This window comes from Edaphosphingomonas haloaromaticamans, from assembly GCF_001853345.1.
Lineage (GTDB): Bacteria > Pseudomonadota > Alphaproteobacteria > Sphingomonadales > Sphingomonadaceae > Sphingomonas_E > Sphingomonas_E fennica.
On record NZ_MIPT01000001.1, the window covers coordinates 3,200,079 to 3,222,536 of the forward strand.

The following is a 22,458-nucleotide window of genomic DNA, read 5'->3' on the forward strand; positions in this document are numbered from 1 at the left end:
AATCGTTAATATTTGGTTAAAAACAAGTTTTCGGCGCCGCAACAAAAAGATACCATCCCCTATCGAATCGCGCCACGGGGGCGTGGCGTGGTCGCCCTTTGGAACGGGGACTGCTCATGCAAGTATGCAAGCTTCTGGCTGGCGCAGCTTTGGCCGTTGCGGCAATCGCTTCGACACCGGCATCGGCGATCGTCATCAACCTCAACTATACAGGCGCCGGCAGCGCCAATGATTCCGCCGCCTATATGGGTTTCCTGACGGCGGCGAAATTCTGGGAAAACATGCTCGTCGGCGATTCCACGGTGAATCTGAACGTCAGCTATGCGGTGCTGGCCCCGAATGTTCTGGGATCGACGAGCAGCACGCGCGCCGACGTCAACCTGACCGACGTGGTGGCGGCGCTGGAAGCCAAGGCCACCTCCGCGCTGGACGCCAGCGCCGTCGCTGCGGTCAAGGCCCAGCTCACCAACAGCGGATCGGTGAACGCCATCACCAACACGCCCCTGCAGGGCACGCTCGGCGTGGATACCCGCTTCCGCGAATGGGACAATGATTCCAGCGAGAACAACAGCTACATCTGGGGCAACACCGCCAATCTGAAGGCGCTGGGCCTTACCACCGACATTCGCGGCAACGATTTTACGAACACGACCGACGGCAGCATCACCTTCAGCTCGCAGTTCAAGTTCGATTTCCACCCCGAGGACGGCATCGATGCCGATGCGATCGATTTCGTCGGCGTCGCGGTGCACGAGATCGGCCATGCGCTCGGCTTCGTCAGCGGCGTCGATCTCTATGACGTCTATGGCTATTCCAAGGGGCCGGCCTGGCAGCAGGGCGGGTTCGACTTCGACAATCCCGACGGCGGCCTGATGAGCGTGCTGGACCTGTTCCGCTTCAGCAACGATCCTTCCGGCCTTTCGCCCGATGGCGGGCCGGTGCTCGACTGGTCGGTCGCCGATGCCGCCTATATCGCCGCCGGGGGCAATCCCTATTTCTCGATCGACGGCGGCCTGACCCAGCTGTTCGGGGATTCGCGCTATTCCACCGGGCGCTACAATGGCGACGGCCAGCAGGCATCGCACTGGAAGGATAATCTGCCCGGCGTGCCGCAGATCGGCGTGATGGACCCGACGGTCGCCTACGGCCACCAGGACATCGTCGAGGCGCTCGATCTCGCCGCGTTCGATGCCATGGGCTACCAGCTCAACTTCGACATATTGGCCCGCCCGCGCAGCTACAGCACGGCGCAGATGCCGGCCCTGCCGGAACCGGCCACCTGGGCGCAGATGCTGCTGGGCTTCGGCGTCATCGGCGGCGCCATCCGCCGTGCCCGCCGGGAAAAGGCGGCCGCCGCCACGGCCTGAACGCCCTTTCGATCGACCTTCGGCCGGCGGATCCCATGGGTCCGCCGGCCATTTCATGCCGCCATCAGGGATCGACGCAGCCGAGCTGGCGGTCGGCGGAAGCCAGCCTTTCCGGCGGCAGCTGCGCGGCCGTCGCCTTGTCGATGAAGCTCTGCTCCTCCCGCACGATGCGGAACTGCCCGTCGGCATCCTGGTGCCACATCAGATAGCCGCAATGCGCGTGGATGTTGGGAAAGCGGCTGCGGAAATCGGCCGCAACATAAAGGCCCGGCTCCGGCGCATCCGGCGGATCGCGATACCAGGTGAGGCGAACGACATCGCGCGCCTCCGCCCTGCCCGCCTCCGCATTGAAGCGCCGGGCTTCGGCGGTATAGAAATCCTCGGTCAGATAGCCGCGCATCGAGGCCGCGATCAGCGCATAGGCGCGGTGATAATCCCCGCCATCCTTGGCCGCGAAATAAGCCTGGGTGCGATCGACCACCGCCCGCTGCACGGCCTCGCCGGGGACCGCGTCGCCCGCCATCGCCGGCAGCGCCGCCGCCAGCAACAGCCATTCAGGCATAGGCATAAGCGCCCCCGGCAAGGAGCGCGCGGCCATATGCCGGGCGGGCGTGGATGCGCTCCAGCCAGTCCATCAGGTGCGGGCGGCCGTGGTCCAGCCCGCCGCGATGGCGCGATATTTCGACGGGAAAACTCATCATCACGTCCGCCGCGGTGAACATGTCCCCGGCGAACCAGGGGCGATCGGCAAGTTCGAGGTTCAGCCAGTCGAGATGCCGGTCCAGCATCGCCCGCAAGGGCTTGCGCGCCGGCCGGCCCAGCAGGCCCAGCCGGTTCACCACCAGGATCGCCAGCAGGGGCGGCATCATCGATCCTTCGGCATAATGGAGGAAATGGCGGTAGCGCAGCGCGGCCTCGCGATTGCCGGGAGGCCCAAGCTGGCCATCGGCCTTCTCCACCAGATATTCGGCGATCGCGCCCGTTTCCGCGACGACGCGGCCTTCATCCTCGATCAGCGGGGATTTGCCCAGCGGATGCACCCGCCGCAATTCGGGCGGCGCCAGCATCGTCTTGCGATCGCGGGCATAGCGGATCACCTCATAAGGCAGATCCAGTTCCTCCAGCAGCCAGAGCACGCGCTGCGACCTTGAATTTTCGAGATGATGGACGGTGATCGTCATTTCCGGCCCTCTTCCACGGCGGCGGCAAAGGAATGCCCGTGGACGGGCCGGGATGCGAGGGAAATTTCGCCCTGCATCCCGGGGCCTGCCTGCGGACGGATCGCGTCGCCGCCAGGCTGCGCGAGGGATTCGGACGGAGTGGCACAGATCCCCCACCGTCACCCCGGCCAGGCCCGGGGGTGACGATGGAGCTTGTGTGCGGCAATGGCAGCATTGCCGGCATCCCTGCCAACGCTGCCGCCAATCCCAACCCGCAGCCTAGGCTTTTTCCACCTTCTTCTTCGCCGGCGCCTTCTTCGCCGCCGTCTTCTTGGGCGCGGCCGTCTTGGCGGCCGCCTTCTTCGGCGCCGCCTTCTTCTTGCCCTTGGCCGGCCCCTTGGCCGCGCGTTCGGCGAGAAGGGCCAGGGCCCCTTCCAGCGTGAGCGTCGCGGGATCGGCGCTCTTGGGCAGGGTGGCGTTGGTGGTGCCGTCGGTCACATAGGGGCCGAAGCGACCTTCCATCAGCTTCACCTCCGCCCCGGTTTCCGGGTTCGCGCCGAACATCTTCAGCGGCTCGCGGGAGGCGCCGCGCGAACGGCCGCCGCCGGCCGCCGCTTCCGCCAGCTTCACGACGGCCGCGTTCATGCCGGTTTCGAACACCTCGGCGGTGGACGACAGCCGGCCATATTTGCCGTCATGCGCCAGATAGGGGCCGTAACGGCCGATCGAGGCGGTGATCGGCTTGCCGGTCTCCGGGTGCAGGCCGATCTCGCGCGGCAGCGACAGCAGCTTCAACGCCCAGTCGAGCCCGAAATCCTCGGCCGGGATATCCTTGGGGATCGATCCGCGCTTGGCGTCCTTGCCGTCGCCGAGCTGGACATAAGGCCCGAACCGGCCGCTGCGCTTCGTCACCTCCAGCCCGGTCGCGGGATCGGTGCCGAGGGTGACGGGGCCGCTATCCTCGCCCTCGTCCGCCCCGCCCTTCTGCGCGAAACGGCGGGTATATTTGCATTCGGGATAGTTGGAGCAGGCGATGAACGCGCCGAAGCGGCCACCGCGCAGGCTGAGCCGGCCCTCATGGCAGGCCGGGCACAGCCGGGGATCGCTGCCGTCGCCCTTGTCGGGGAACAGATACGGCCCGAGGAACTCGTCCAGCGCCGCCGTCACCTCGGATGGCTTCTGCTCCATCACCTCGACGGTCTTGGGCTTGAAATCGCGCCAGAAGGCTTCCAGCACCTTCTGCCATTCCGCCCGGCCGCCGGAGATATCGTCCAGGCTCTCCTCCAGCCCGGCGGTATAATCGTAGCTGACATAGCGATCGAAGAAGCGCTCCAGGAAGGACGTGACCAGCCGGCCGCTTTCCTGCGGGATGAAGCGATTCTTCTCCAGCGTCACATATTCGCGATCCTTCAGCGTCTGCAGGATCGAGGCATAGGTGGAAGGCCGGCCGATGCCGAGCTCCTCCATCTTCTTGACGAGGCTCGCCTCCGAATAACGCGGCGGCGGCTGGGTGAAATGCTGTTCGGCCTGCACCGCCTTCTTGGCCGGCGCATCGCCTTCCTTCATGCGCGGCAGGCGCTTGCTGTCCTCGTCGCCCTCGTCATCGCGGCCTTCCTCGTAGAGCGCGAGATAGCCGGGGAAGAGCACGACCTGCCCGGTCGCGCGAAGCCCGTGGCTGCCGCTGCCGTCCACCAGCTCCACGGTGGTCCGTTCCAGCCGCGCGGACGCCATCTGGCTCGCCAGCGCGCGCTTGAAGATCAGATCGTACAGCCGCGCGTGATCGCCGGTGCCCACGCGATCCTTGCTGAAATCGGTGGGCCGGATCGCCTCGTGCGCTTCCTGCGCGTTCTTGGCCTTCGCCTGATACTGGCGGGGCTTGTCCGGCACGTAGGACGCATCGTAGCGATCGGCGATCGCGCCGCGCGCGGCCGAGATCGCGCCGCCGTCCATCTGCACGCCGTCGGTTCGCATGTAGGTGATGGCGCCGTCCTCATAGAGGTTCTGCGCCACCCGCATGGTGTGGCTGGCGGAAAAGCCCAGCTTGCGCGCCGCCTCCTGCTGGAGGGTGGAGGTGGTGAAGGGCGGCGGGGGATTGCGGGTGAGCGGCTTGGTCTCGACCGAGGCGACGGCGAAGCGGCCGGCCTCGACATCCTTCTTCGCCGCCTCGGCATCGCCCTGGTTGCCGATCGTCAGCCGATCGATCTTCTCGCCCTTCCAGCGCACGAGGCGCGTGACGAAGGGCACGCCGTCCTGCTCCATGTCGGCGGTGACGGACCAATATTCCTGCGGCTTGAACGCCTCGATCTCGCGTTCGCGATCGACGACGAGGCGCAGCGCCACCGATTGCACGCGGCCCGCCGATTTCGCGCCCGGCAGCTTGCGCCACAGCACCGGCGAAAGCGTGAAGCCGACCAGATAATCCAGCGCGCGCCGCGCGCGATAGGCGTCGATCAGATCCTCATCCAGCGCGCGGGGATGCGCCATCGCATCCAGCACGGCCGGCTTGGTGATGGCGTTGAAGGTGACGCGGCGCACATCCTGCGGCAGCGCCCGGCGCTTCCTCAGCACCTCCTGCACATGCCACGAAATCGCCTCGCCCTCGCGATCGGGGTCGGTCGCGAGGATCAGGGTGTCGGCATCCTTCGCCTCGTCCGCGATCGCCTTCAGCTGGCGGGTCTTGTCGGCATAGGCCTCCCACTCCATCGCGAAGCCGTTGTCCGGATCGACCGATCCGTCCTTCGCCGGCAGATCGCGGACATGGCCATAGGATGCCAGCACGCGATGGCCGGGGCCGAGATATTTCTCGATGGTCTTCGCCTTGGCGGGCGATTCAACGACGACGAGCTTCATGGGTTCTGATTGTTCCTCGTATGTGTACGCGTAAAGGTGGAGACCCGCCTTGCCCTTCGTCAAGCACGCAGTTTCAGCCCAGGGATATGACCGCCTCATGGAGATCGCCACCGAACGCCTGCTGCTGCGCCGCGCCCGCCCGGAGGATGTCGATGCGCTGCACGCCATTCTCTCCAACGATCGGGCCATGCGCTACTGGTCGACGCCGCCCCATGCCACGCGCGCGGAAACGGAGGCATGGCTGGCCGCGATGATCGAGTCACCGGCGGAGGAAAGCGAGGATTTCGTGGTCGTGCGCGACGGCGGGGTGATCGGCAAGGCAGGCGCGTTCCGGCTGCCGGAGATCGGCTATATCCTCCACCCCGATCATTGGGGGCTGGGCCTCGGCCGGGAGGCGCTGGGCGGGTTCGTCGCCCATGTCTTCCGCCGGCCGGACGTGGACCATCTGGTCGCGGACGTCGATCCGCGCAACATCGGCTCGCTCAGGATGCTCGCCGGCCTCGGCTTCTACGAGGCGGGCCGCGCGGAACGGACCTATCACACCCATATCGGCTGGTGCGACAGCATCTATCTGCGGCTGGACGCGCCGGGCTGACCCCGGATCGTTTCCGGCGCCGAAGGGTTACGCCCCCGGAAGCCATGGCACCGGAGGCATTCATGTCCGTACCGCACAAGGCCGAGCTCAGCCTGCTCGACCATGAGGATGGCCAACTGATCGCGAAGACGCACCATCCCGCCATCCACGATCTGACGCGGGAAGAGCTGCAGGATATGCGGACGCGATTGCGGGCCCTGCGCGATCGGGAACGCACGCTGCTCCGCCAGAAGCTGCGCGAGATACGCGGTAAGGCCGAAGCGCGCGGCACGAGCTTTCCCGGCACGGCCGATCAGCCGGCCAGGCGCAAGCAGGTGTTCGCCAATGCGCTGAAGCGGGTGAACAGCGAATTCAGCCGGCTGCGCAAGATCGAGGGGCGCCAGGCCATGACGGAATCGGCCAAGCGGGCCCTGGCGCTGCGCAAATCGGGTGAGGAGTTCGCCCGCCCCGCCAACAGCCCCACCGCCGGCAAGGGCGCGCGCGCCATTCCCAGCAAGCGCGGCAAATCGCATATCGCCGGCAGCCGTATCGGCAGCACATCGCAGGCGACCAGGAAGGCGCAGGCGGCAAAGGACAAGCGCGGCTGAAAGCGCGCGGGCCGGCCTCAGCCCAGGCTCACCCGTCCGCCGGCATGGCGTTGCAGGCTGCCCGCCAGCTCCAGTTCCAGCAGCACCAGCTGGACGACGGCGGGCGCGAGGCCGGACAGGCGGATCAGCTCGTCCACCGGAACCGCCGACGGGCCGAGCAGGCCGGTGACGGCGCGGCGATCGCGATCGTCGGCATCGATCGCGGCCGGCGGCGCGGCATAAGGCTGGCGCGGAGCCGCCACGCCATCCACGATCGGGCGAAGCGCCTCCATGATATCGGCGACGGACTGGACGAGGGTCGCGCCCTCGCGGATCAGCAAATTGCAGCCCTGCGCGCGCGGATCGAGGGGGAAGCCGGGCACGGCCATCACCTCGCGGCCATAATCGGCGGCATAGCGCGCGGTGATCAGCGATCCCGATTTGGGCGCGGCCTCCACCACCACCGTGCCGGCGGCGAGCCCGGCGATGATCCGGTTGCGATAGGGGAAATGCCGGGCGCGCGGCTCCAGCCCCGGCGGCTGTTCGGCCACCAGCAGGCCGCGTTCGGCGATATCCGCCTGCAATGCGGCATTTTCCGGCGGATAGGTGATGTCGATGCCGCCCGCGATCACCGCCACCGTGCCGCCTTCCAGCGCCCCGGCATGGGCGGCGGCATCGATCCCGCGCGCCAGCCCCGAAACCACCGAGGCACCGGCATCGGCCAGCTCATGGCCAAGCTGGCGGGCAAAGCGGATGGCGAGCGCGCTGGCGTTGCGCGCGCCCACCATCGCCACCATCGGCCGGTCGAGCAGCGCCAGCCGCCCCTTCACGATCAGGGCCGGCGGCGCGGCCTCGATCTCCGCCAGGTGGCGCGGATAGAGGCCGATGCCCCGGAACAGGTATCGCGCGCCGAGCGCGGCGACGCGCTGCACCTCGCGCTCCACCTCGGCGCGGCCCGCCACGCGGATTTCCCGCCCGCCCCCGCGCCGGGCGAGATCGGGCAAGGCATCCAGCGCATCCTGCGGCCGGCGGAAACGCTGGAGCAGCTGATGGTAGGTGACGGGGCCGACATTGGCGGAACGGATCAGCCGGAGCCGGGCGATGCGATCTTCCTCGATCGCGGGATCGGCGCCGTCCGCCATCGCTTCAGCCGGCGGATTTGGCGCCGATGCGCGGTTCGGTGCCCGCCAGCAGCCGTTCCAGATTGCCGCGATGCTTCCACAGCACCATCAGCGCGAAGGCCAGGAACAGCAGCACCAGCGGAAACTGCCCCATCACCGCGGCGACCACCGGCGGCATGCAGGCCGCCGCCATGCCGCCGACGGAGGAATAACGGCTGATCAGCGCCGCGCCGATCCACACCACCGCGAAGGCGATGCCCGCCGGCCACAGCAGCGCCAGCGCGATGCCCAGCAGCGTCGCCACGCCCTTGCCGCCCCGGAAGCCGAGCCACACCGGATAGAGATGGCCGAAAAAGGCGCCCGCCGCCGCCGGCGCGCCGAGATCGGGCGAGATCGCGGCCGCGATCAGCACCGCCGCCGCGCCCTTGGCGCCATCCAGCAGCAAGGTGAGCGCCGCCAGCCCCTTCCGGCCGGTGCGCAGCACGTTCGTGGCGCCGATATTGCCCGATCCGATCTGGCGCAGGTCGCCAGCGCCCGCCGCGCGCGTCAGCAGCACGCCGAACGGGATGGACCCCAGCAGATATCCGCCCAGCAGGGCAATCAGCGGCCAAAGCCAGGTTTCAGAAAGCACACACCACCCTGTCGTTGTGCGGCGACAATAAGCGCTGCCGTGCCTTACGCAAGATTTCCGTCACATTCCCTCCCTCGGGCGAGGGACGATTCCCCATCGCGCCCTTTGCCCTTATGAGGCGGGCATGAGCGACGACCGCCCCCTCCTCTTCTTCGATTCGGGCGTGGGCGGGCTATCCGTCCTCGCGCCCACGCGCCGGCTGCTGCCCCGCGCGCCCATCGTCTATGCCGCCGACAATGGCGGCTTCCCCTATGGCACGAAGAGCGAGGCGGAGATCGCCGCGCGCGTGCCCGCCCTGCTGGGCCGGCTGGTGGAGCGTTACAATCCCCGGCTGGTGGTGATCGCCTGCAACACGGCCTCCACCATCGCGTTGGGCGCGGTGCGCGCCGCGCTCGACCTGCCCGTGGTCGGCACGGTCCCGGCGATCAAGCCCGCCGCCGAACAGTCCCGCACCCGCGCGATCGGCGTGCTCGGCACCAATGCCACGGTGCGCCAGCCTTATGTCGACGATCTTTCCGCGCGCTTCGCGGGCGATTGCCTGGTGCTGCGCCACGGATCGGCCCGGCTGGTCGAGCTGGCCGAGGCGAAGCTGCGCGGCGAGCCCACGGCAGCGGCCGACTATGCCGAGGTGATGGCCGGCCTCGTCGATCAGCCGGGCGGCGACCGGATCGATACCGTGGTGCTGGCCTGCACCCATTTCCCGCTGGTGGAGGCGGAGCTTGCCGCCGCATCGCCGCGCCCGCTGGCTTTCGTCCATGGCGGCGACGGCATCGCCCGGCGCATCGCCCACCTGACCGAGGGGCAGGAATGGCCGCAATCGCCCCCGCCGGGCATCGCCCTGTTCACCGCCCCGTTCGAGGTTCCGGCCGGCCTCGTCGCCGGCCTCGCCGCCCATGGGCTGGAAGATATCCGCTTCCTCTGATCTCGCNGCTTATCGGGGGAAACGATCAGCGAAAACGGGGCTTTGCGCTACACATCCCGGCCCCGCCATCCTATGTTTCGGCCATGATCGCGTGCCCGGTCGCGGGATGTTAACCGCCATGTGCGCAGCATCGCTGCACATATGGCCGCCAGTTGCGAACCGTTCGCGCTGGAAAAAGTGGGCGAGCTTCCCTAGAAGCGCCCGCATATTTCGAGGGCGATGGCCCCCGGGGGAGTAGGTTCCTTGGACTATCAGCGCGTTTTTGCGGATGCGATCGACAGGCTCCATGCGGAGGGCCGCTACCGGGTTTTCATCGATATCCTGCGCAACAAGGGCGCTTTTCCCAACGCGCGCTGCTTCGCCGGCCATAATGGGCCGAAGCCGATCACCGTCTGGTGCTCCAACGATTATCTCGCCATGGGGCAGCACCCCAAGGTGATCACCGCCATGGAAGAGGCGCTGCACGATGTCGGCGCCGGTTCGGGCGGCACCCGCAATATCGGCGGCAACACGCATTACCATATCGATCTGGAGAATGAGCTGGCGGACTGGCACGGCAAGGAAGCCGCGCTGCTCTTCACCTCCGGCTATGTTTCCAACGATGCCACGCTTTCGACGCTGGGCAAGGTGCTGCCTGGCTGCATCATCTTCTCGGACGAGCTGAACCACGCCTCGATGATCGCGGGCATCCGCAATTCGGGCTGCGAGAAGCGGGTCTTCCGCCACAACGATCTCGCCCATCTGGAAGAGCTGCTGGCCGCCGAAGACCCCGAGGCCCCCAAGCTGATCGCCTTCGAAAGCGTCTATTCGATGGAAGGCGACGTCGCCCCCATCCATGCGATCTGCGATCTGGCGGACAAGTATAACGCGCTGACCTATCTGGACGAGGTGCACGCCGTCGGCATGTATGGCCCGCGCGGCGGCGGCATCGCCGATCGCGAGGGCGCGGCCCACCGGCTGACGATCGTCGAAGGCACGCTGGCCAAGGCGATCGGCGTGATGGGCGGCTATATCGCGGCCGATCGCACGATCATCGACGTGATCCGCAGCTATGCGCCGGGCTTCATCTTCACCACCTCGCTCTCGCCCGTGCTGGTGGCCGGCGCGCTCGCCAGCATCCGCCATCTCAAATCCTCCTCGGAGGAGCGCGACGGCCAGCAGGCCGCCGCCGCGATGCTGAAGGCGATGTTCCGCGAAGCCGGCCTGCCGGTGATGGAATCCACCACCCATATCGTGCCGCTGATGGTGGGCGATCCGGTGAAGGCCAAGCGGGTGAGCGACATCCTGCTCGCCGAATATGGCGTCTATGTGCAGCCGATCAATTATCCCACCGTGCCGCGCGGCACGGAACGGCTGCGCTTCACGCCCGGCCCGCAGCATGACGAGGCGATGATGCGCGACCTGACGTCCGCGCTGCTCGAAATCTGGGACCGGATCGAACTTCGGCTCGCGGCCTGACGCATCGGGGCAAGCGGCCGGCGCGCCGCCCGCTTCTCCCTCCGGCCGCGATCGTCAATCGCGGCAGAAGCCTTCGCCCTGCCGGATCATCAGGCAATCCTTCTTGCCGGCCAGATATTTGAGGCCGGTCTCATCCCCGGTTGCCTTGCGGATCACTTCCTCCTTGCCGTCGCGGGTGAAGTGGATCGTCTCGCCGGCGCCGGTGCCGACATAATTGTTGGTGCCGTCCAGCAGCGTGACCTTGAGGGCATATATCCCCTCCTCCGGCCCCGGCTCGATCTCCAGCGCCAGCCCTTCCACGCCCACCCATTTGCCGATCCACGCGGCGGTCGGCAGCGTCGAGGCGACGGCGGCATTGCCGATGCCGGGGTCCGCCACGGCATTGCCGGGGGCCATGTCCGGTTCCGCCGGCAGGATCGCATTGCCGGCCGCGTCCGCCCCGCCGGCATCGACATCCGCCGGCTTGGCCGCCGGTCCGCAGGCGGCAAGCATGGCGCAGGCAAGAATCATGATGGTGGGCTTCATCGGCAAGCTCCCTTGATGGTGGATGCCCTTCCAACGCACGGATCGCGACTTGGCAACATGGCAGGTGGCGTTTCGCCGCCCGAGCCCCTAGATAGCCGCCATTCGACTCAATCCGGAACCCGTATCATGGCCGAGACAATCGCCATCGCATCCGATCACGCCGCCATCGACCTGAAGGCCACGCTCGCCCAATGGCTGCGCGAGCAGGGCCATGAGGTGATCGACCTCGGCCCCGCGACGGCGGATTCGGTCGACTATCCCGATTATGGCTATGCCCTGGCCGAAGCCGTGGCCGGCGGCCGCGCCGCGCGGGGCATCGCGCTCTGCGGATCGGGCATCGGCATCTCGATCGCGGTGAACCGCAACCCGGCGGTGCGTTGCGCGCTCGTTTCGGACAATCTTTCCGCCCGCCTTTCGCGCCAGCATAATGATGCGAACATCATCGCCATGGGGGCGCGGCTGATCGGCGTCGATACCGCCAAGGATTGCGTATCCGCCTTCCTCGCCACCCCGTTCGAAAGCGGCCGCCACCAGCGCCGCATCGACAAGCTTTCCAACCCCGCATTCGCCAAGGAGCCAGCATGAGCACCAACCCCGCATCCCTGTCGGAGGTCCAGCCCGACGGCTTCTTCACCCGTGGCCTCGCCGATGCCGATCCGGCCGTGTTCGGCGGCGTCCGCCAGGAACTGTCGCGCGAGCAGAACCAGATCGAGCTGATCGCTTCGGAAAACATCGTGTCCCGCGCGGTGCTGGAAGCGCAGGGCTCCGTCTTCACCAACAAATATGCCGAAGGCTATCCGGGCAAGCGCTATTATCAGGGCTGCGCGCCCTCCGACGTGGTGGAAACGCTGGCGATCGAGCGCGCCAAGCAGCTCTTCAACTGCGGCTTCGCCAATGTGCAGCCCCATTCGGGCGCGCAGGCCAATGGCGCGGTGATGCTGGCGCTCACCAAGCCGGGCGACACGATCATGGGCCTCAGCCTCGATGCCGGCGGCCACCTGACCCACGGCGCCAAGGCGGCGCTTTCGGGCAAATGGTATAATGCCGTGCAATATGGCGTGCGCCGCGACGATCACCTCATCGATTTCGATCAGGTGGAGGCGCTGGCCAGGGAACATCAGCCGAAGCTAATCATCGCCGGCGGCTCCGCCTATCCGCGCCACATCGATTTCGCCCGCTTCCGCGCGATCGCGGACGAGGTGGGCGCCTATTTCATGGTCGACATGGCGCACTTCGCCGGCCTGGTGGCGGGCGGCGTGCACCCCACGCCCTTCGGCCACGCCCATGTCGTCACCACCACCACGCACAAGACGCTGCGCGGACCGCGCGGCGGCATGGTGCTGACCGATGACGAGGCGATCGCCAAGAAGATCAACTCGGCCGTCTTCCCCGGCCTGCAGGGCGGCCCGCTGATGCACGTGATCGCCGCCAAGGCGGTGGCGTTCGGCGAGGCGCTCCAGCCCGAATTCAAGAGCTATGCCAAGGCGGTGGTCGAAAACGCCAAGGTGCTGGCCGCCCGCCTGAAGGAACGCGGCGCGGAGATCGTCTCCGGCGGCACCGACACGCATCTGGCGCTGGTCGATCTGACCCCGCTGGGCGTCACCGGCCGCGATGCGGACGAGGCGCTGGAACGTTCGTCGATCACCTGCAACAAGAACGGCATCCCCTTCGATCCGCTGCCCCCGGTCAAGACCTCGGGCATCCGCGTCGGCACGCCGGCCGGCACCACGCGCGGCTTCGGCCCGGCCGAATTCCGCGAGATCGCCGACATGATCGCCGACGTGCTCGAAGGCCTGCGCACCAAGGGCGAGCATGGCGATCCGGCCGTGGAAGCCGCGGTCAAGGCCCGGGTCGAGGCGCTCTGCGCCCGCTTCCCGATCTACCCCGCCCAGTGAGTTCGATCCGCTCTCGCGGGTGGGGGTGCGGGCTGGTGCCGCTCGCCCGGAGGGCGCGATAATGCGCTGCCCGTTCTGCGGCCATGAAGACAGCCAGGTGAAGGACAGCCGCCCCAGCGAAGATGGGGCGGCGATCCGTCGCCGGCGCCAGTGCGAAGGCTGCGGCGCGCGCTTCACCACGTTCGAGCGCATCCAGCTGCGCGAGCTGACGCTCATCAAGAGCGACGGCCGCCGCGAACCGTTCGATCGCGACAAGCTGGCCCAGTCGATCAGCGTCGCCTGCCGCAAGCGCCCGATCGATCCCGCCCGGATCGACCGGCTGGTCTCCGCCATCCAGCGCCAGATCGAAACCAGCGGCGAAAGCGAAGTCGCCGCCGCCCAGGTCGGCGGGATGGTGATGAACGGGCTGAAGGCGATGGACAGCGTGGCCTATATCCGCTTCGCCAGCGTCTATAAGGACTTCACCGAGGCCAAGGACTTCGAGGATTTCGCCGGCGCGGTGGCGGAGGCGGGCAAGGACGGGTGAGCCGCCTCCCCCTCCTTCCGTTCGGTTCGAGCTTGTCGAGAACCCGCCCCTATCCGTCGAATACAAGCTTATCGGGAACAGCCCATAGATGAGCTTCCATGTCTACATCCTGCGTTGCGCCGACGGCTCCTATTATACGGGCCACACCGACAATCTCGATCGTCGGATCGCTGAGCATCAATCGGGGATTTTCGCCGGCTACACGCAGGATCGTCGCCCGGTAGAGCTGATGTTCAGCGAAAGCTTCCAGACCCGCCTGGAAGCGCTCGACCGCGAACGACAAATCAAGGATTGGTCGCGCAAGAAGAAAGAGGCCCTGTTCCGCGAGGACTGGGCTTCGATTGCAAACGCGGCACGTTCTCGACCCCGCGTCTCGACTTCGCTCGACGCTCGCTCGAACCCAACGGAATCTCCTGTGTCCCAGCCCCCCGTCATCGTCCTCGTCCGCCCGCAGCTTGGCGAAAATATCGGCAAGGCGGCGCGCGCCATGCTGAACTTCGGGCTAGCCGAGATGCGGCTGGTCTCCCCGCGCGACGGGTGGCCCAATCCCGATGCCGGCCCGGCCGCGTCCGGCGCGGATATCGTGCTGGCCGATGCGAAGGTCTATGAGAGCGTCGCCGATGCGGTGGCGGATTGCGCGCATGTCTATGCCACCACCGTGCGCAAGCGCGGCGTGACCAAGCCTGTGGTGACGCCGGAGGAAGCGGCCCGCGCCATCCATGGCGAGCCCGGCCGGTCCGCGATCCTGTTCGGGCCGGAACGTTCGGGGCTGGAAACCGATGACGTGGCGGTCGCCCGCACGATCCTGACGGTGCCGATCAACCCGGAATTCGGCAGCCTGAACCTCGCCCAGGCGGTGATCCTGGTCGCCTATGAATGGTCGAAGGGCCAGGCGCTCGCCTCCCCGCCCGCGACGGACCTCGATCCCCCAGCGCCGCAGGGCGACCTCGACGGCATGATCGGCCAGCTCGAAGCCATGCTGGACGGGGCGGGCTATTTCTTCCCGCCCGATCGCGTGCCCGCGACCAGGCGCACGCTGCGCACCATGCTGACCAAGCCGGCCTGGACCGCGCAGGAGGTGCGCACCATGCGCGGCGTGCTCAGCGCGCTCGCCAAGCCCCGGCCGCGCTGACGCTCAGCGCGCGTCGAACTTGTCGAATTCGTAGGCGATCGATCCTTCGACGAGCTGTTCGTAGAGCGCGCGCACCAGAGCGGGCGGCACGCCCACGCGCGCGGCCACGGCGGCGGCATTGTCGATCACCTGCGCCTTGCGGGCTTCGTCGCGCACGGCGCCGCGCGTCGTCTTGATGCGGGCGGCGGCGTCCATGTAGCGCATGCGCCGGCCGAGCAGCGTGACGATCTGTTCGTCGAGCGCATCGACGCCGGCGCGGACCTCGATCATGGTCGTGCAGTCTTCGGGAGCGAGTATGTCGGTCATGCCGCCTCCCTAGATCGATTTGGGGGCGGAGGGAAATCCGCCGGTGCGGAACGCGCGAGGCCCTGCCCCGCCCCGCCGAACTTGACTCGCCGGCACCATCCCGCCATAGGCGCCGCTTCGCGATTGGCCCCGCATCCCGGTGAAGCGGTGGCCCTGCCGGATCCGATCCGTGCAGGCGATACCGGGAACGAGGCCGTCCCCAAGCGGATGGCCGACCCTGTAGCAATTGAAGGAAGTGACATGTCGAAGCGCAACAGCGCCAAGTACAAGATCGATCGCCGCATGGGCGAGAACATCTGGGGCCGCCCGAAGAGCCCGGTGAACCGCCGCGAATACGGCCCCGGCCAGCACGGCCAGCGCCGCAAGGGCAAGATGTCCGACTACGGCATCCAGCTCAAGGCCAAGCAGAAGCTGAAGGGCTATTACGGCGAAGTCACCGAAAAGCAGTTCAAGAAGGCCTATATCGAGGCGTCGCGCATGAAGGGCGACACCGGCCAGAACCTGATCGGCCTGCTGGAGCGCCGCCTGGACGCGCTGGTCTATCGCGCCAAGTTCGCGCCGACCATCTTCTCGGCCCGCCAGCTCGTCAGCCACGGCCACGTCTATGTGAACGGCGTGAAGTGCAACATCGCCTCGCGCCTCGTGAAGCCGGGCGACGAGATCACGCTGGGCAAGAAGGCGCAGGAAATGGCCCTCGTGCTCGAAGCGCAGAGCCTGTCCGAGCGTGACATCCCGGAATATGTGGCCGCCGACGGCGCCGCCAAGGTCACCTTCGTCCGCGTGCCCTCGCTCGACGAAGTGCCCTATCCGGTGAAGATGGAACCGAACCTGGTCGTCGAATTCTATTCGCGCTGATCCGGCGTTCCATCGCTCGAGCAAAAAGGGCGGTCCCGATCGGGGCCGCCCTTTTTGTTTGCTGGTGATGGACGGCCGCGAGCAGGCGGCTCCGGCCCGCCGCCTCTCTCAACCGGCCGGCGGCGCCTTGGCCTTGTCCTGCGGCGCGGGGCTCTTGTCCGTCCCCTCATCGCCGGCATCGGCCTCCGCCGCCGTGGCCAGCCCTTCCCAGGACTGCACCGCGCCGGACAAGGGCTCATGCTTCTTCGCCATGGCGAGCAACGCACGCGCCCGCGCTGCCGAGCCGCCGCCGTGCGGATCGGCGGCCAGGGGCTCGATCATGCGCGCCGCCTCGTCGAAATAGCGTTTCTGCATCAGGGCGACGGCCGCGCTCCCGCGCAGTTCGTCCACCTGCGGGGCAAGCCGCTGCGCTTCGAGCAGGACGTTCAGGTCGTTATCGGACAATGGCTCCAGCGATCGGGTTTCCACATAGGCCCAGAGCGCCGGCACATAATATTTGTCCGCCTTGAAGGCCCGGACGAACCACTTCCGGGCGCTATCGTAAAGCGGCGCGCGCGCCTGCCCTTCCAGCTTCCGGGCGGCGGAGAGATCGGCATAGCCCCGCAGGAACAGCGCACGCGCATCCTGCGCGCCCTCGCCGGCCACCAGCTTTTCCGCAAGCGTCCGGCCGGTGGCGACATCGCCGACGTCCAGCTCGATCTCCGCCCGCGTCGCCATCGCCAGCCGATCGCCCGGAAAAGCGGCGGCCGCCTTGCGCACCCGCGCCAGCATCGGCCTGCCGCGCTCCTCATCGATCCCCAGCGATATGCCCGCACCGGGCAACAGCAGGTCGTCCGCCGATTTGGGCAGGGCCGTGATCGTGACGGAGGCAGGCCCCCAATCCTCCGGCCGACCTATTTTCAAATAGGTGAGCGGCCTCGACACATATGTCTTCAGGGCCTTGGTGAATTCGGCATAGTTCATGCCGAATTCGCGCTGGAAGACCGCCTGGCTGTCTTCGCCGCTGTTGCGAGCCGCCAGATAACGCTTCAACTGCAGATGCTTTTTCTGCCCGAACATCCAGTGGGTTATCAGCCAGCTCTGCGCATAGAATTGCGCCATCTGGAGACTGTTCAGGCCCTCCGCATTGCCGTCCAGAATGCGCTGGACCGGCAGCCATGGGGCATTCACCAGCATATAGCCGCGCCCCGCATTGTAACGGCCGACATGGAACTCCTTCTCCAATATGTCGGCCGTCATCATATATTCGGCAAAGCCTTCGACATACCAGGCGGGATAACCCATCGGGTAATATTGCAGCATGAAATGGTGCGTATATTCGTGCTGCAGCACTTCGTCGCCATCCAGCCCCCCACGATCCCTGCGGATCGCGAAGGCCGCGATCGCGCCCGGTGTCGCCGAATAGAAGCCGGCCACGCTGGCGCTGACCGGGCGGACCTGGCGCAGGTCCGCGTTGCTGCCGACCAGATAGATGTCGAGCTTGCCCGGCGCCGGCGGCAGCTTCGTTCCCGTTACCAGCCTGAGGATACGGTCATAATCCTCCAGCTTCGAGGCAAAGGTCCGCAACTGAGCCTCGCCGCCTTCGCTGTAGATGCGGAAATGCTCCGTCTCGGCCTTCAGCCAGGCGGCATGGGCCGTGCCGGAGGAAAGCCCCGCCGCCAGCAGCGCCAACAGAGACCACCCACGCCGGACTGACCGTTTCGTTCTGATGCCGTGATCGCCGCCCATATTTACATTCCCATCGCTTTTCGGAGGAATGCATCGCTCTTCCCGAGCATATCGGCACGAACCGCCGAGTCTTCGAGATCATGGTCGAGCGCCGGATAGATTACGAGCTCAGGCTTCTTTCCGGCGTCCGTCAGCCGGTCCGCCATCAGCCTGGAAGCCTGCACCTCCACATTGCTGTCCACATCTCCATGAAACAGCATCACCGGCGCACGGATCGCCGCAGCGTTCTGGGCAGGCGATCCCTCGCGGACATGAGGGCCGTTTCCGACAAATCGCTGTATCTCCACAAAGGTTGCGGTGTTGCGATACTGCTCCTTCAGACCGTTAAGGTCGGTGACCGGCGCAATGGCCACGATCGCCTTGTAGAGATCCGGCGCGAGCACGCCGGACTGGAGCGCGGCATAGCCGCCATAGGACCAGCCGAGCACCGCAAGCTTCTTCGGGTCGGCGATACCTTCGGATACCAGCCACCGCCCGCTGTCCACCACGTCGCCAATGGCAATCTTCCAGGATTGGAAGCCGTTATTACGAAACCATTCATCGCCATAGCCGGTCGAGCCGCGGAAATTGGGCTGAAGAACGGCATAGCCGCGATTGGCGTAATATTGCGCCATCCAATCGAAGCCCCATTCGTCACGTGCGCCCGGCCCTCCATGCGGCATCACGATGGCCGACAGGCCCTTGCCCGAAGATCCGACCGGCAGCGTCAGATAGGCCGGTATCAACGTCCCGTCGGCAGCCCGCACCTGAACCGATCGCATGGGTGCCAACGGATAATCCGCCAGTTCGGGCCGGCTCAGGATCAAGGGCCGCAGTTGCTTGGTGCCTCGATCGAACAGGTAATATTGGCCTGGATCGGTATCGCCGCCGGCCCAGATCAGCAGCTTCCGTCCATCGGCGCTTTCGCTTTCGAAATTGATTTTTGGTTGTTTTGGCAAAACCTTGCTCAAGCCGTCGGCGAGCTTATTAAGGTTTTCGTCAAAATAAACCGCCTGGCGATGGTCGGTTGCGAAGGACACACCCACGATCCGCCTCTTCCGACCGAGCCGGATCAGACCATCCACATCCACCTCTGGATGGCTGAAAACCAGTTGGTCACGTAGAGAACCGTCCAGCGATCGCTTGTATAGGGCCAGTCGACCGTTATTCTTCATGAAGCCATAAGCGGCATTTTCCTCGGGATCGACGGCATAGGGGTTGAAGCCCTGACGGGTCAGGGAATTATACTCCCCCAGATCCTTCCACCCATCCTGGCCTGCCAACCGGTAGGAATAGCGCGTGACGCCCGTGGTGTAGCCATCACCCTTGAGTTCCCATGCACCCTTTATCCGTACCGTGCCGAGGCCGTCCGTGATGAATTCCGAGGCATCCCGCATGGGATTGACGACCCTCTTCGAAGCCAGGGTGGTCGTATCCACCCGATCGACACCGAAGCCTTCGAGGCGGCTTTCGACGAGCTTTCCGATCCTAGCTTCGGGAACATAGGCGCGGCCTATCAGCACCGCTCCGTCCTGCCCCGGCAGCAAGTCCACGATCGTTCCACCGAACCCATTGAAATATAGCGCATCTCCGTTTGTCCGACGCGAAAGCAGCTTGGGATCGCTGCCGTCGATGTTGATGGCTATCATGGAGCTGGTGTTGACGACCTGGCCGGCGCCGCGTTGAACCGAATATATCTGGCACGCCAACCGCTTGTCCGAAACCCAATCGCAGCGTGAAATCCGTTCGGGATTGCCGCTGGCAAGCAGCGCGCGCGTGGGCGGTGCGCTTCCATCTATCGGCACGGTAAAGAGCGCATTGCTCTGCCCCTTACCGGGGGCAAGAAAAGCGACACGCTCCCCATTCGGGGAAAGCGACGCGCCGCTTACCCCTTCGCGCGCGCCGAAAGCCGCTTCCGGCGGCAGCGTCTGCGCCGACGCAACCCCACAAAAGAACATGGCGCCAAGTATAGGCGCAGAACAACGCAGCATCGATCCCCCCATATATATTCCCCTCTTCGCATTTATCTCCTCTCGGTAAAGAAACAAGCCGCCATCTGGTTCGCTTTTCCCTTTCCCGCCCCACCCTTGCCCGCCGGCCGTAGCGCTGCCATGAGGCACGCAACATCATTACCCGGGATAACGATATGCGCTTCGCCCTTGCCGCTTCGCTCCTTGCCCTGTCGGTCGCCACGGCCGCTGCCGCCGCCCCCGTGCCGGCCATCAATGTCGAGACGCTGAAGGACATCACCAGGACGCTTTCCGACGACAGCTTCCAGGGCCGCGCGCCCGCGACGCCGGCGGAGGACAAGACGGTGGCCTATATCGCCGATCGCTTCGCCAGGGCGGGGCTGAAGCCGGGCAACAAGGGAAGCTGGTATCAGGACGTGCCGCTGGTGGAGCTGACGCCCAACGCGGCCTTCCCGATCAGCATCACCGGCGGCAAGACGCCGATCACGCTGGATTACAAGACGGATCACATCACCTGGTCCTACCAGGTGCAGCCCCGGATCGACGTCGCGGGCAGCGATATCGTGTTCGTGGGCTATGGCATCAACGCGCCGGAACGCGGCTGGAACGACTATGCCGGGCTGGACGTCAAGGGAAAGACCGTCCTGATCCTGATCAACGATCCGGACTGGAAGATGCAGTCGCTGGATGGCCCCTTCGGCGGCCGGGCGATGACCTATTATGGCCGCTGGACCTACAAATATGAGGAAGCCGCCCGTCAGGGCGCGGCGGCCGCGATCATCATCCACGATACCGAGCCCGCGGCCTACGGCTTCAACGTCGTCGTCTCCTCCAACAGCGGCGGCAAGCTCGGCTTCGACGAGCCGGGCAACCATATGGACCAGTCGGCCGCCGCCGGCTGGATCACCAACGATGCCGCGCGCCGCATCTTCGCGTCCGCCGGCCAGGATTATGACGCGCTGGTCGCCGCCGCCGGGCAAAAGGGCTTCCACGCCGTCCCCTTCACGGGGATGAAGGCGTCGCTGTCGTTCGACCAGTCGATCCGCCGCCAGAAATCGAAGAATGTCGTCGGCATCATTCCCGGCAAGAAGCGCCCCGGCGAATATGTGCTCTATTCGGCGCACTGGGACCATCTCGGCATCTGCGAGCCGGTGGACGGCGACAATATCTGCAACGGCGCGGTGGACAACGCCTCCGGCACCGCCGGCCTCGTCGCGCTGGCCGAAGCCTATAAGGCGGGCGGCCAGCCGGATCGGTCGGTGGTGTTCCTGGCGGTGACGGCGGAGGAATCGGGCCTGCTCGGCTCCGAATATTATGCCGCCAATCCCATCTACCCGCTGGCCCGGACGGTGGGCGGCGTGAACATGGATTCGCTGAACGTGATCGGCAAGACCAACGACATCGTCGTCGTCGGCCCCGGCAAGTCCGAGCTGGAGGATTATCTGAAGCGTGCCGCCGTGGGCGAGAACCGCGTGCTGGTGCCCGAACCGACGCCGGAAAAGGGCTATTATTACCGTTCGGATCATTTCAGCTTCGCCAAGCTCGGCGTGCCGATGATCTATTTCGAAAGCGGCGAGGATCTGGTGAATGGCGGGCGCGAGCGCGGCAGCAAGCTGGCGGCCGATTATATCACCAACCGCTATCACGGGCCGAAGGACGAATATGATCCCAATTGGGATTGGTCCGGCGCGGTCTCCGACCTGAAGCTTTTCTATACTATCGGTCGCGAGCTGGCGGATTCGGATGCCTGGCCCAACTGGTATCCCACGGCGGAGTTCCGCGCCGTCCGCGACAAGTCTCGCGCCGGCAAGTAAGGCAGGGCAGAACCGATGACCTATCGTCAACCGCCCGAATGGGCCCGCCACGACCGCGTCTGGATCGGCTTTCCCAGCCATCCGGAACTTTGGGAGGACGATCTGGAGCCGGCGCGGGAGGAGGTGATCGCCTTCGCCCGCGCGGTGGACGCCGATGGCGCGGGCGAGCGCGTCGTGCTGGTCGCGGCGGACAAGACGGCCGCCAAGGCGGCGCTGGCTTCGGCCGGCCCCAATGTCGATGTGGTGGTGGCCCCGTTCGGGGATATCTGGCTGCGCGATACCGGGCCGATCATCGTGCACGACAGCGCCGGCGGCGTGCCGACCGCGCTCGATTTCCGCTTCAACGGCTGGGGCGGCAAATATGACCTGCCGAACGACGATACCGTGGGCCGCACGCTGGCGGAGGCCGCGCGCTTCCCGGTGAAGGCGTGCGATTGGATCTTCGAGGGCGGGGCCATCGACGTGGACGGCACCGGGCTCGTCGTGACGACCGAGCAGTGCCTGCTCAATCCCAACCGCAACCCCTATCTGTCGCGCGCCGATATCGAGGCGCGGCTGAAGGCCGATCTCGGGCTCGATCGCGTGCTGTGGCTGGGCAGCGGCCTGCTCAACGATCATACCGACGGCCATGTCGACAACCTCGCCCGCTTCGTGGGCGAAGGGCGGATCGCCATACCGGAGCCGACGGCGGACGATCCGAACGAGGCGGTCTATCGCGATGCCGCCGCCCGCGCCCGCGCCTTCGGGCTCGAGGTGGTCGGCGTCCCCTCCCCCGGCAAGGTCGAGCGGGACGGGGCGATCGTGCCGGCATCCTATATGAACTTCTATGTCGGCAATGCCGCCGTGGTGGTTCCCGTCTACGGCGCCGCCAATGACGATGCCGCCGTGGCCGCCTTCGGCGCGCTCTTCCCCGGCCGCAGGGCGATCGGCATCCGCGCCGATCATGTGCTGACCGGCGGCGGCAGCCTGCACTGCATCAGCCAGCAGGTGCCCAGCCCCTAAAATGGGCGCGGCGGCCCCGGCCTTGGCTTCGCGGCCCCGCATCCTTATCTGAGCCC

Annotated in this window: 21 protein-coding genes; 12 read left to right on the forward strand and 9 right to left on the reverse strand. The window is 66.4% G+C overall.

The annotated features are described in order from the left end of the window. Positions 1-149 precede the first annotated feature (149 nt). Positions 150-1,367, forward strand: a complete 1,218-nt coding sequence (locus tag BHE75_RS25025; RefSeq protein WP_051128695.1) for an NF038122 family metalloprotease — start codon at positions 150-152, stop codon at positions 1,365-1,367. A 64-nt stretch (positions 1,368-1,431) separates the two neighbouring features. Here BHE75_RS25025 and BHE75_RS14790 read toward each other — a convergent pair whose 3' ends face one another. From BHE75_RS14790 to topA, 3 genes are all read right to left on the reverse strand, one after another. Beyond that, positions 1,432-1,929: a DUF4019 domain-containing protein gene (locus BHE75_RS14790; protein WP_070934324.1), complete on the reverse strand. Its 498-nt coding sequence runs from the start codon at positions 1,927-1,929 to the stop codon at positions 1,432-1,434. Continuing rightward, positions 1,922-2,548 carry a glutathione S-transferase family protein gene (locus tag BHE75_RS14795; RefSeq protein ID WP_070934325.1) on the reverse strand — a complete coding sequence of 209 codons (627 nt, stop codon included), beginning with the start codon at positions 2,546-2,548 and terminating at the stop codon, positions 1,922-1,924. Before BHE75_RS14795 ends, BHE75_RS14790 begins: the two co-directional genes overlap by 8 nt. Before the next feature lie 258 nt (positions 2,549-2,806). After that, positions 2,807-5,377 (reverse strand): type I DNA topoisomerase, encoded by a 2,571-nt coding sequence (topA, locus tag BHE75_RS14800; RefSeq protein WP_070934326.1) that lies wholly within the window; start codon positions 5,375-5,377, stop codon positions 2,807-2,809. Between the two features lie 97 nt (positions 5,378-5,474). Here topA and BHE75_RS14805 point away from each other — a divergent pair, with 97 nt between their 5' ends. Both BHE75_RS14805 and BHE75_RS14810 read left to right on the forward strand, forming a co-directional pair. Beyond that, positions 5,475-5,972: a GNAT family N-acetyltransferase gene (locus BHE75_RS14805; RefSeq protein ID WP_070934327.1), complete on the forward strand. Its 498-nt coding sequence runs from the start codon at positions 5,475-5,477 to the stop codon at positions 5,970-5,972. Between the two features lie 62 nt (positions 5,973-6,034). After that, positions 6,035-6,559, forward strand: coding sequence for a hypothetical protein (locus BHE75_RS14810; protein ID WP_015457553.1), 525 nt, complete (start codon positions 6,035-6,037; stop codon positions 6,557-6,559). A gap of 17 nt (positions 6,560-6,576) precedes the next feature. Here the strand turns inward: BHE75_RS14810 and dprA are convergent, their stop codons facing one another. Both dprA and plsY read right to left on the reverse strand, forming a co-directional pair. Beyond that, positions 6,577-7,680, reverse strand: coding sequence for a DNA-processing protein DprA (dprA, locus tag BHE75_RS14815; RefSeq protein WP_070934328.1), 1,104 nt, complete (start codon positions 7,678-7,680; stop codon positions 6,577-6,579). 4 nt (positions 7,681-7,684) lie between these two features. Next, the gene (gene plsY, locus BHE75_RS14820; protein ID WP_015457555.1) at positions 7,685-8,290 is read right to left on the reverse strand and encodes a glycerol-3-phosphate 1-O-acyltransferase PlsY; all 606 of its coding nucleotides are present in this window, start codon (positions 8,288-8,290) and stop codon (positions 7,685-7,687) included. A gap of 124 nt (positions 8,291-8,414) precedes the next feature. On the opposite strand from plsY, the gene murI reads away from it, so the two are divergent. Continuing rightward, positions 8,415-9,212: a glutamate racemase gene (gene murI, locus BHE75_RS14825; RefSeq protein ID WP_015457556.1), complete on the forward strand. Its 798-nt coding sequence runs from the start codon at positions 8,415-8,417 to the stop codon at positions 9,210-9,212. Between the two features lie 219 nt (positions 9,213-9,431). Continuing rightward, positions 9,432-10,670: a 5-aminolevulinate synthase gene (hemA, locus tag BHE75_RS14830; RefSeq protein ID WP_413818411.1), complete on the forward strand. Its 1,239-nt coding sequence runs from the start codon at positions 9,432-9,434 to the stop codon at positions 10,668-10,670. A 54-nt stretch (positions 10,671-10,724) separates the two neighbouring features. Here the strand turns inward: hemA and BHE75_RS14835 are convergent, their stop codons facing one another. Then, positions 10,725-11,195 carry a hypothetical protein gene (locus BHE75_RS14835; RefSeq protein ID WP_070934329.1) on the reverse strand — a complete coding sequence of 157 codons (471 nt, stop codon included), beginning with the start codon at positions 11,193-11,195 and terminating at the stop codon, positions 10,725-10,727. A gap of 126 nt (positions 11,196-11,321) precedes the next feature. On the opposite strand from BHE75_RS14835, the gene rpiB reads away from it, so the two are divergent. From rpiB to BHE75_RS14855, 4 genes are all read left to right on the forward strand, one after another. Further along, complete coding sequence (gene rpiB, locus BHE75_RS14840) at positions 11,322-11,780, forward strand: ribose 5-phosphate isomerase B (protein ID WP_070934330.1); 459 nt, start codon at positions 11,322-11,324, stop codon at positions 11,778-11,780. Beyond that, positions 11,777-13,090: a serine hydroxymethyltransferase gene (glyA, locus tag BHE75_RS14845; RefSeq protein ID WP_070934331.1), complete on the forward strand. Its 1,314-nt coding sequence runs from the start codon at positions 11,777-11,779 to the stop codon at positions 13,088-13,090. Before rpiB ends, glyA begins: the two co-directional genes overlap by 4 nt. Before the next feature lie 61 nt (positions 13,091-13,151). Next, positions 13,152-13,616, forward strand: coding sequence for a transcriptional regulator NrdR (nrdR, locus tag BHE75_RS14850; protein ID WP_015457561.1), 465 nt, complete (start codon positions 13,152-13,154; stop codon positions 13,614-13,616). 88 nt (positions 13,617-13,704) lie between these two features. After that, positions 13,705-14,748: a TrmH family RNA methyltransferase gene (locus BHE75_RS14855; RefSeq protein WP_084653240.1), complete on the forward strand. Its 1,044-nt coding sequence runs from the start codon at positions 13,705-13,707 to the stop codon at positions 14,746-14,748. A 3-nt stretch (positions 14,749-14,751) separates the two neighbouring features. On the opposite strand, the gene BHE75_RS14860 is transcribed toward BHE75_RS14855, so the two are convergent. Next, complete coding sequence (locus BHE75_RS14860; RefSeq protein ID WP_015457563.1) at positions 14,752-15,054, reverse strand: chorismate mutase; 303 nt, start codon at positions 15,052-15,054, stop codon at positions 14,752-14,754. A gap of 240 nt (positions 15,055-15,294) precedes the next feature. On the opposite strand from BHE75_RS14860, the gene rpsD reads away from it, so the two are divergent. Beyond that, entirely contained in the window at positions 15,295-15,909 is a 615-nt protein-coding gene (gene rpsD / locus BHE75_RS14865; RefSeq protein WP_015457564.1) for a 30S ribosomal protein S4, read from the forward strand. A 108-nt stretch (positions 15,910-16,017) separates the two neighbouring features. Here rpsD and BHE75_RS14870 read toward each other — a convergent pair whose 3' ends face one another. Together BHE75_RS14870 and BHE75_RS14875 are read right to left on the reverse strand one after the other, a co-directional pair. After that, on the reverse strand, positions 16,018-17,580 hold the full coding sequence (locus BHE75_RS14870; RefSeq protein ID WP_070934332.1) for a hypothetical protein: 1,563 nt from the start codon (positions 17,578-17,580) through the stop codon (positions 16,018-16,020). 59 nt (positions 17,581-17,639) lie between these two features. After that, positions 17,640-19,607 carry an alpha/beta hydrolase family protein gene (locus tag BHE75_RS14875; RefSeq protein ID WP_070934333.1) on the reverse strand — a complete coding sequence of 656 codons (1,968 nt, stop codon included), beginning with the start codon at positions 19,605-19,607 and terminating at the stop codon, positions 17,640-17,642. Positions 19,608-19,762: 155 nt separating this feature from the next. Between BHE75_RS14875 and BHE75_RS14880 the strand changes: the two genes are divergently transcribed. Further along, on the forward strand, positions 19,763-21,400 hold the full coding sequence (locus BHE75_RS14880) for a M28 family metallopeptidase (protein WP_070934334.1): 1,638 nt from the start codon (positions 19,763-19,765) through the stop codon (positions 21,398-21,400). A gap of 15 nt (positions 21,401-21,415) precedes the next feature. Continuing rightward, positions 21,416-22,402, forward strand: a complete 987-nt coding sequence (locus BHE75_RS14885; protein ID WP_070934335.1) for an agmatine deiminase family protein — start codon at positions 21,416-21,418, stop codon at positions 22,400-22,402. Positions 22,403-22,458: the final 56 nt, after the last annotated feature.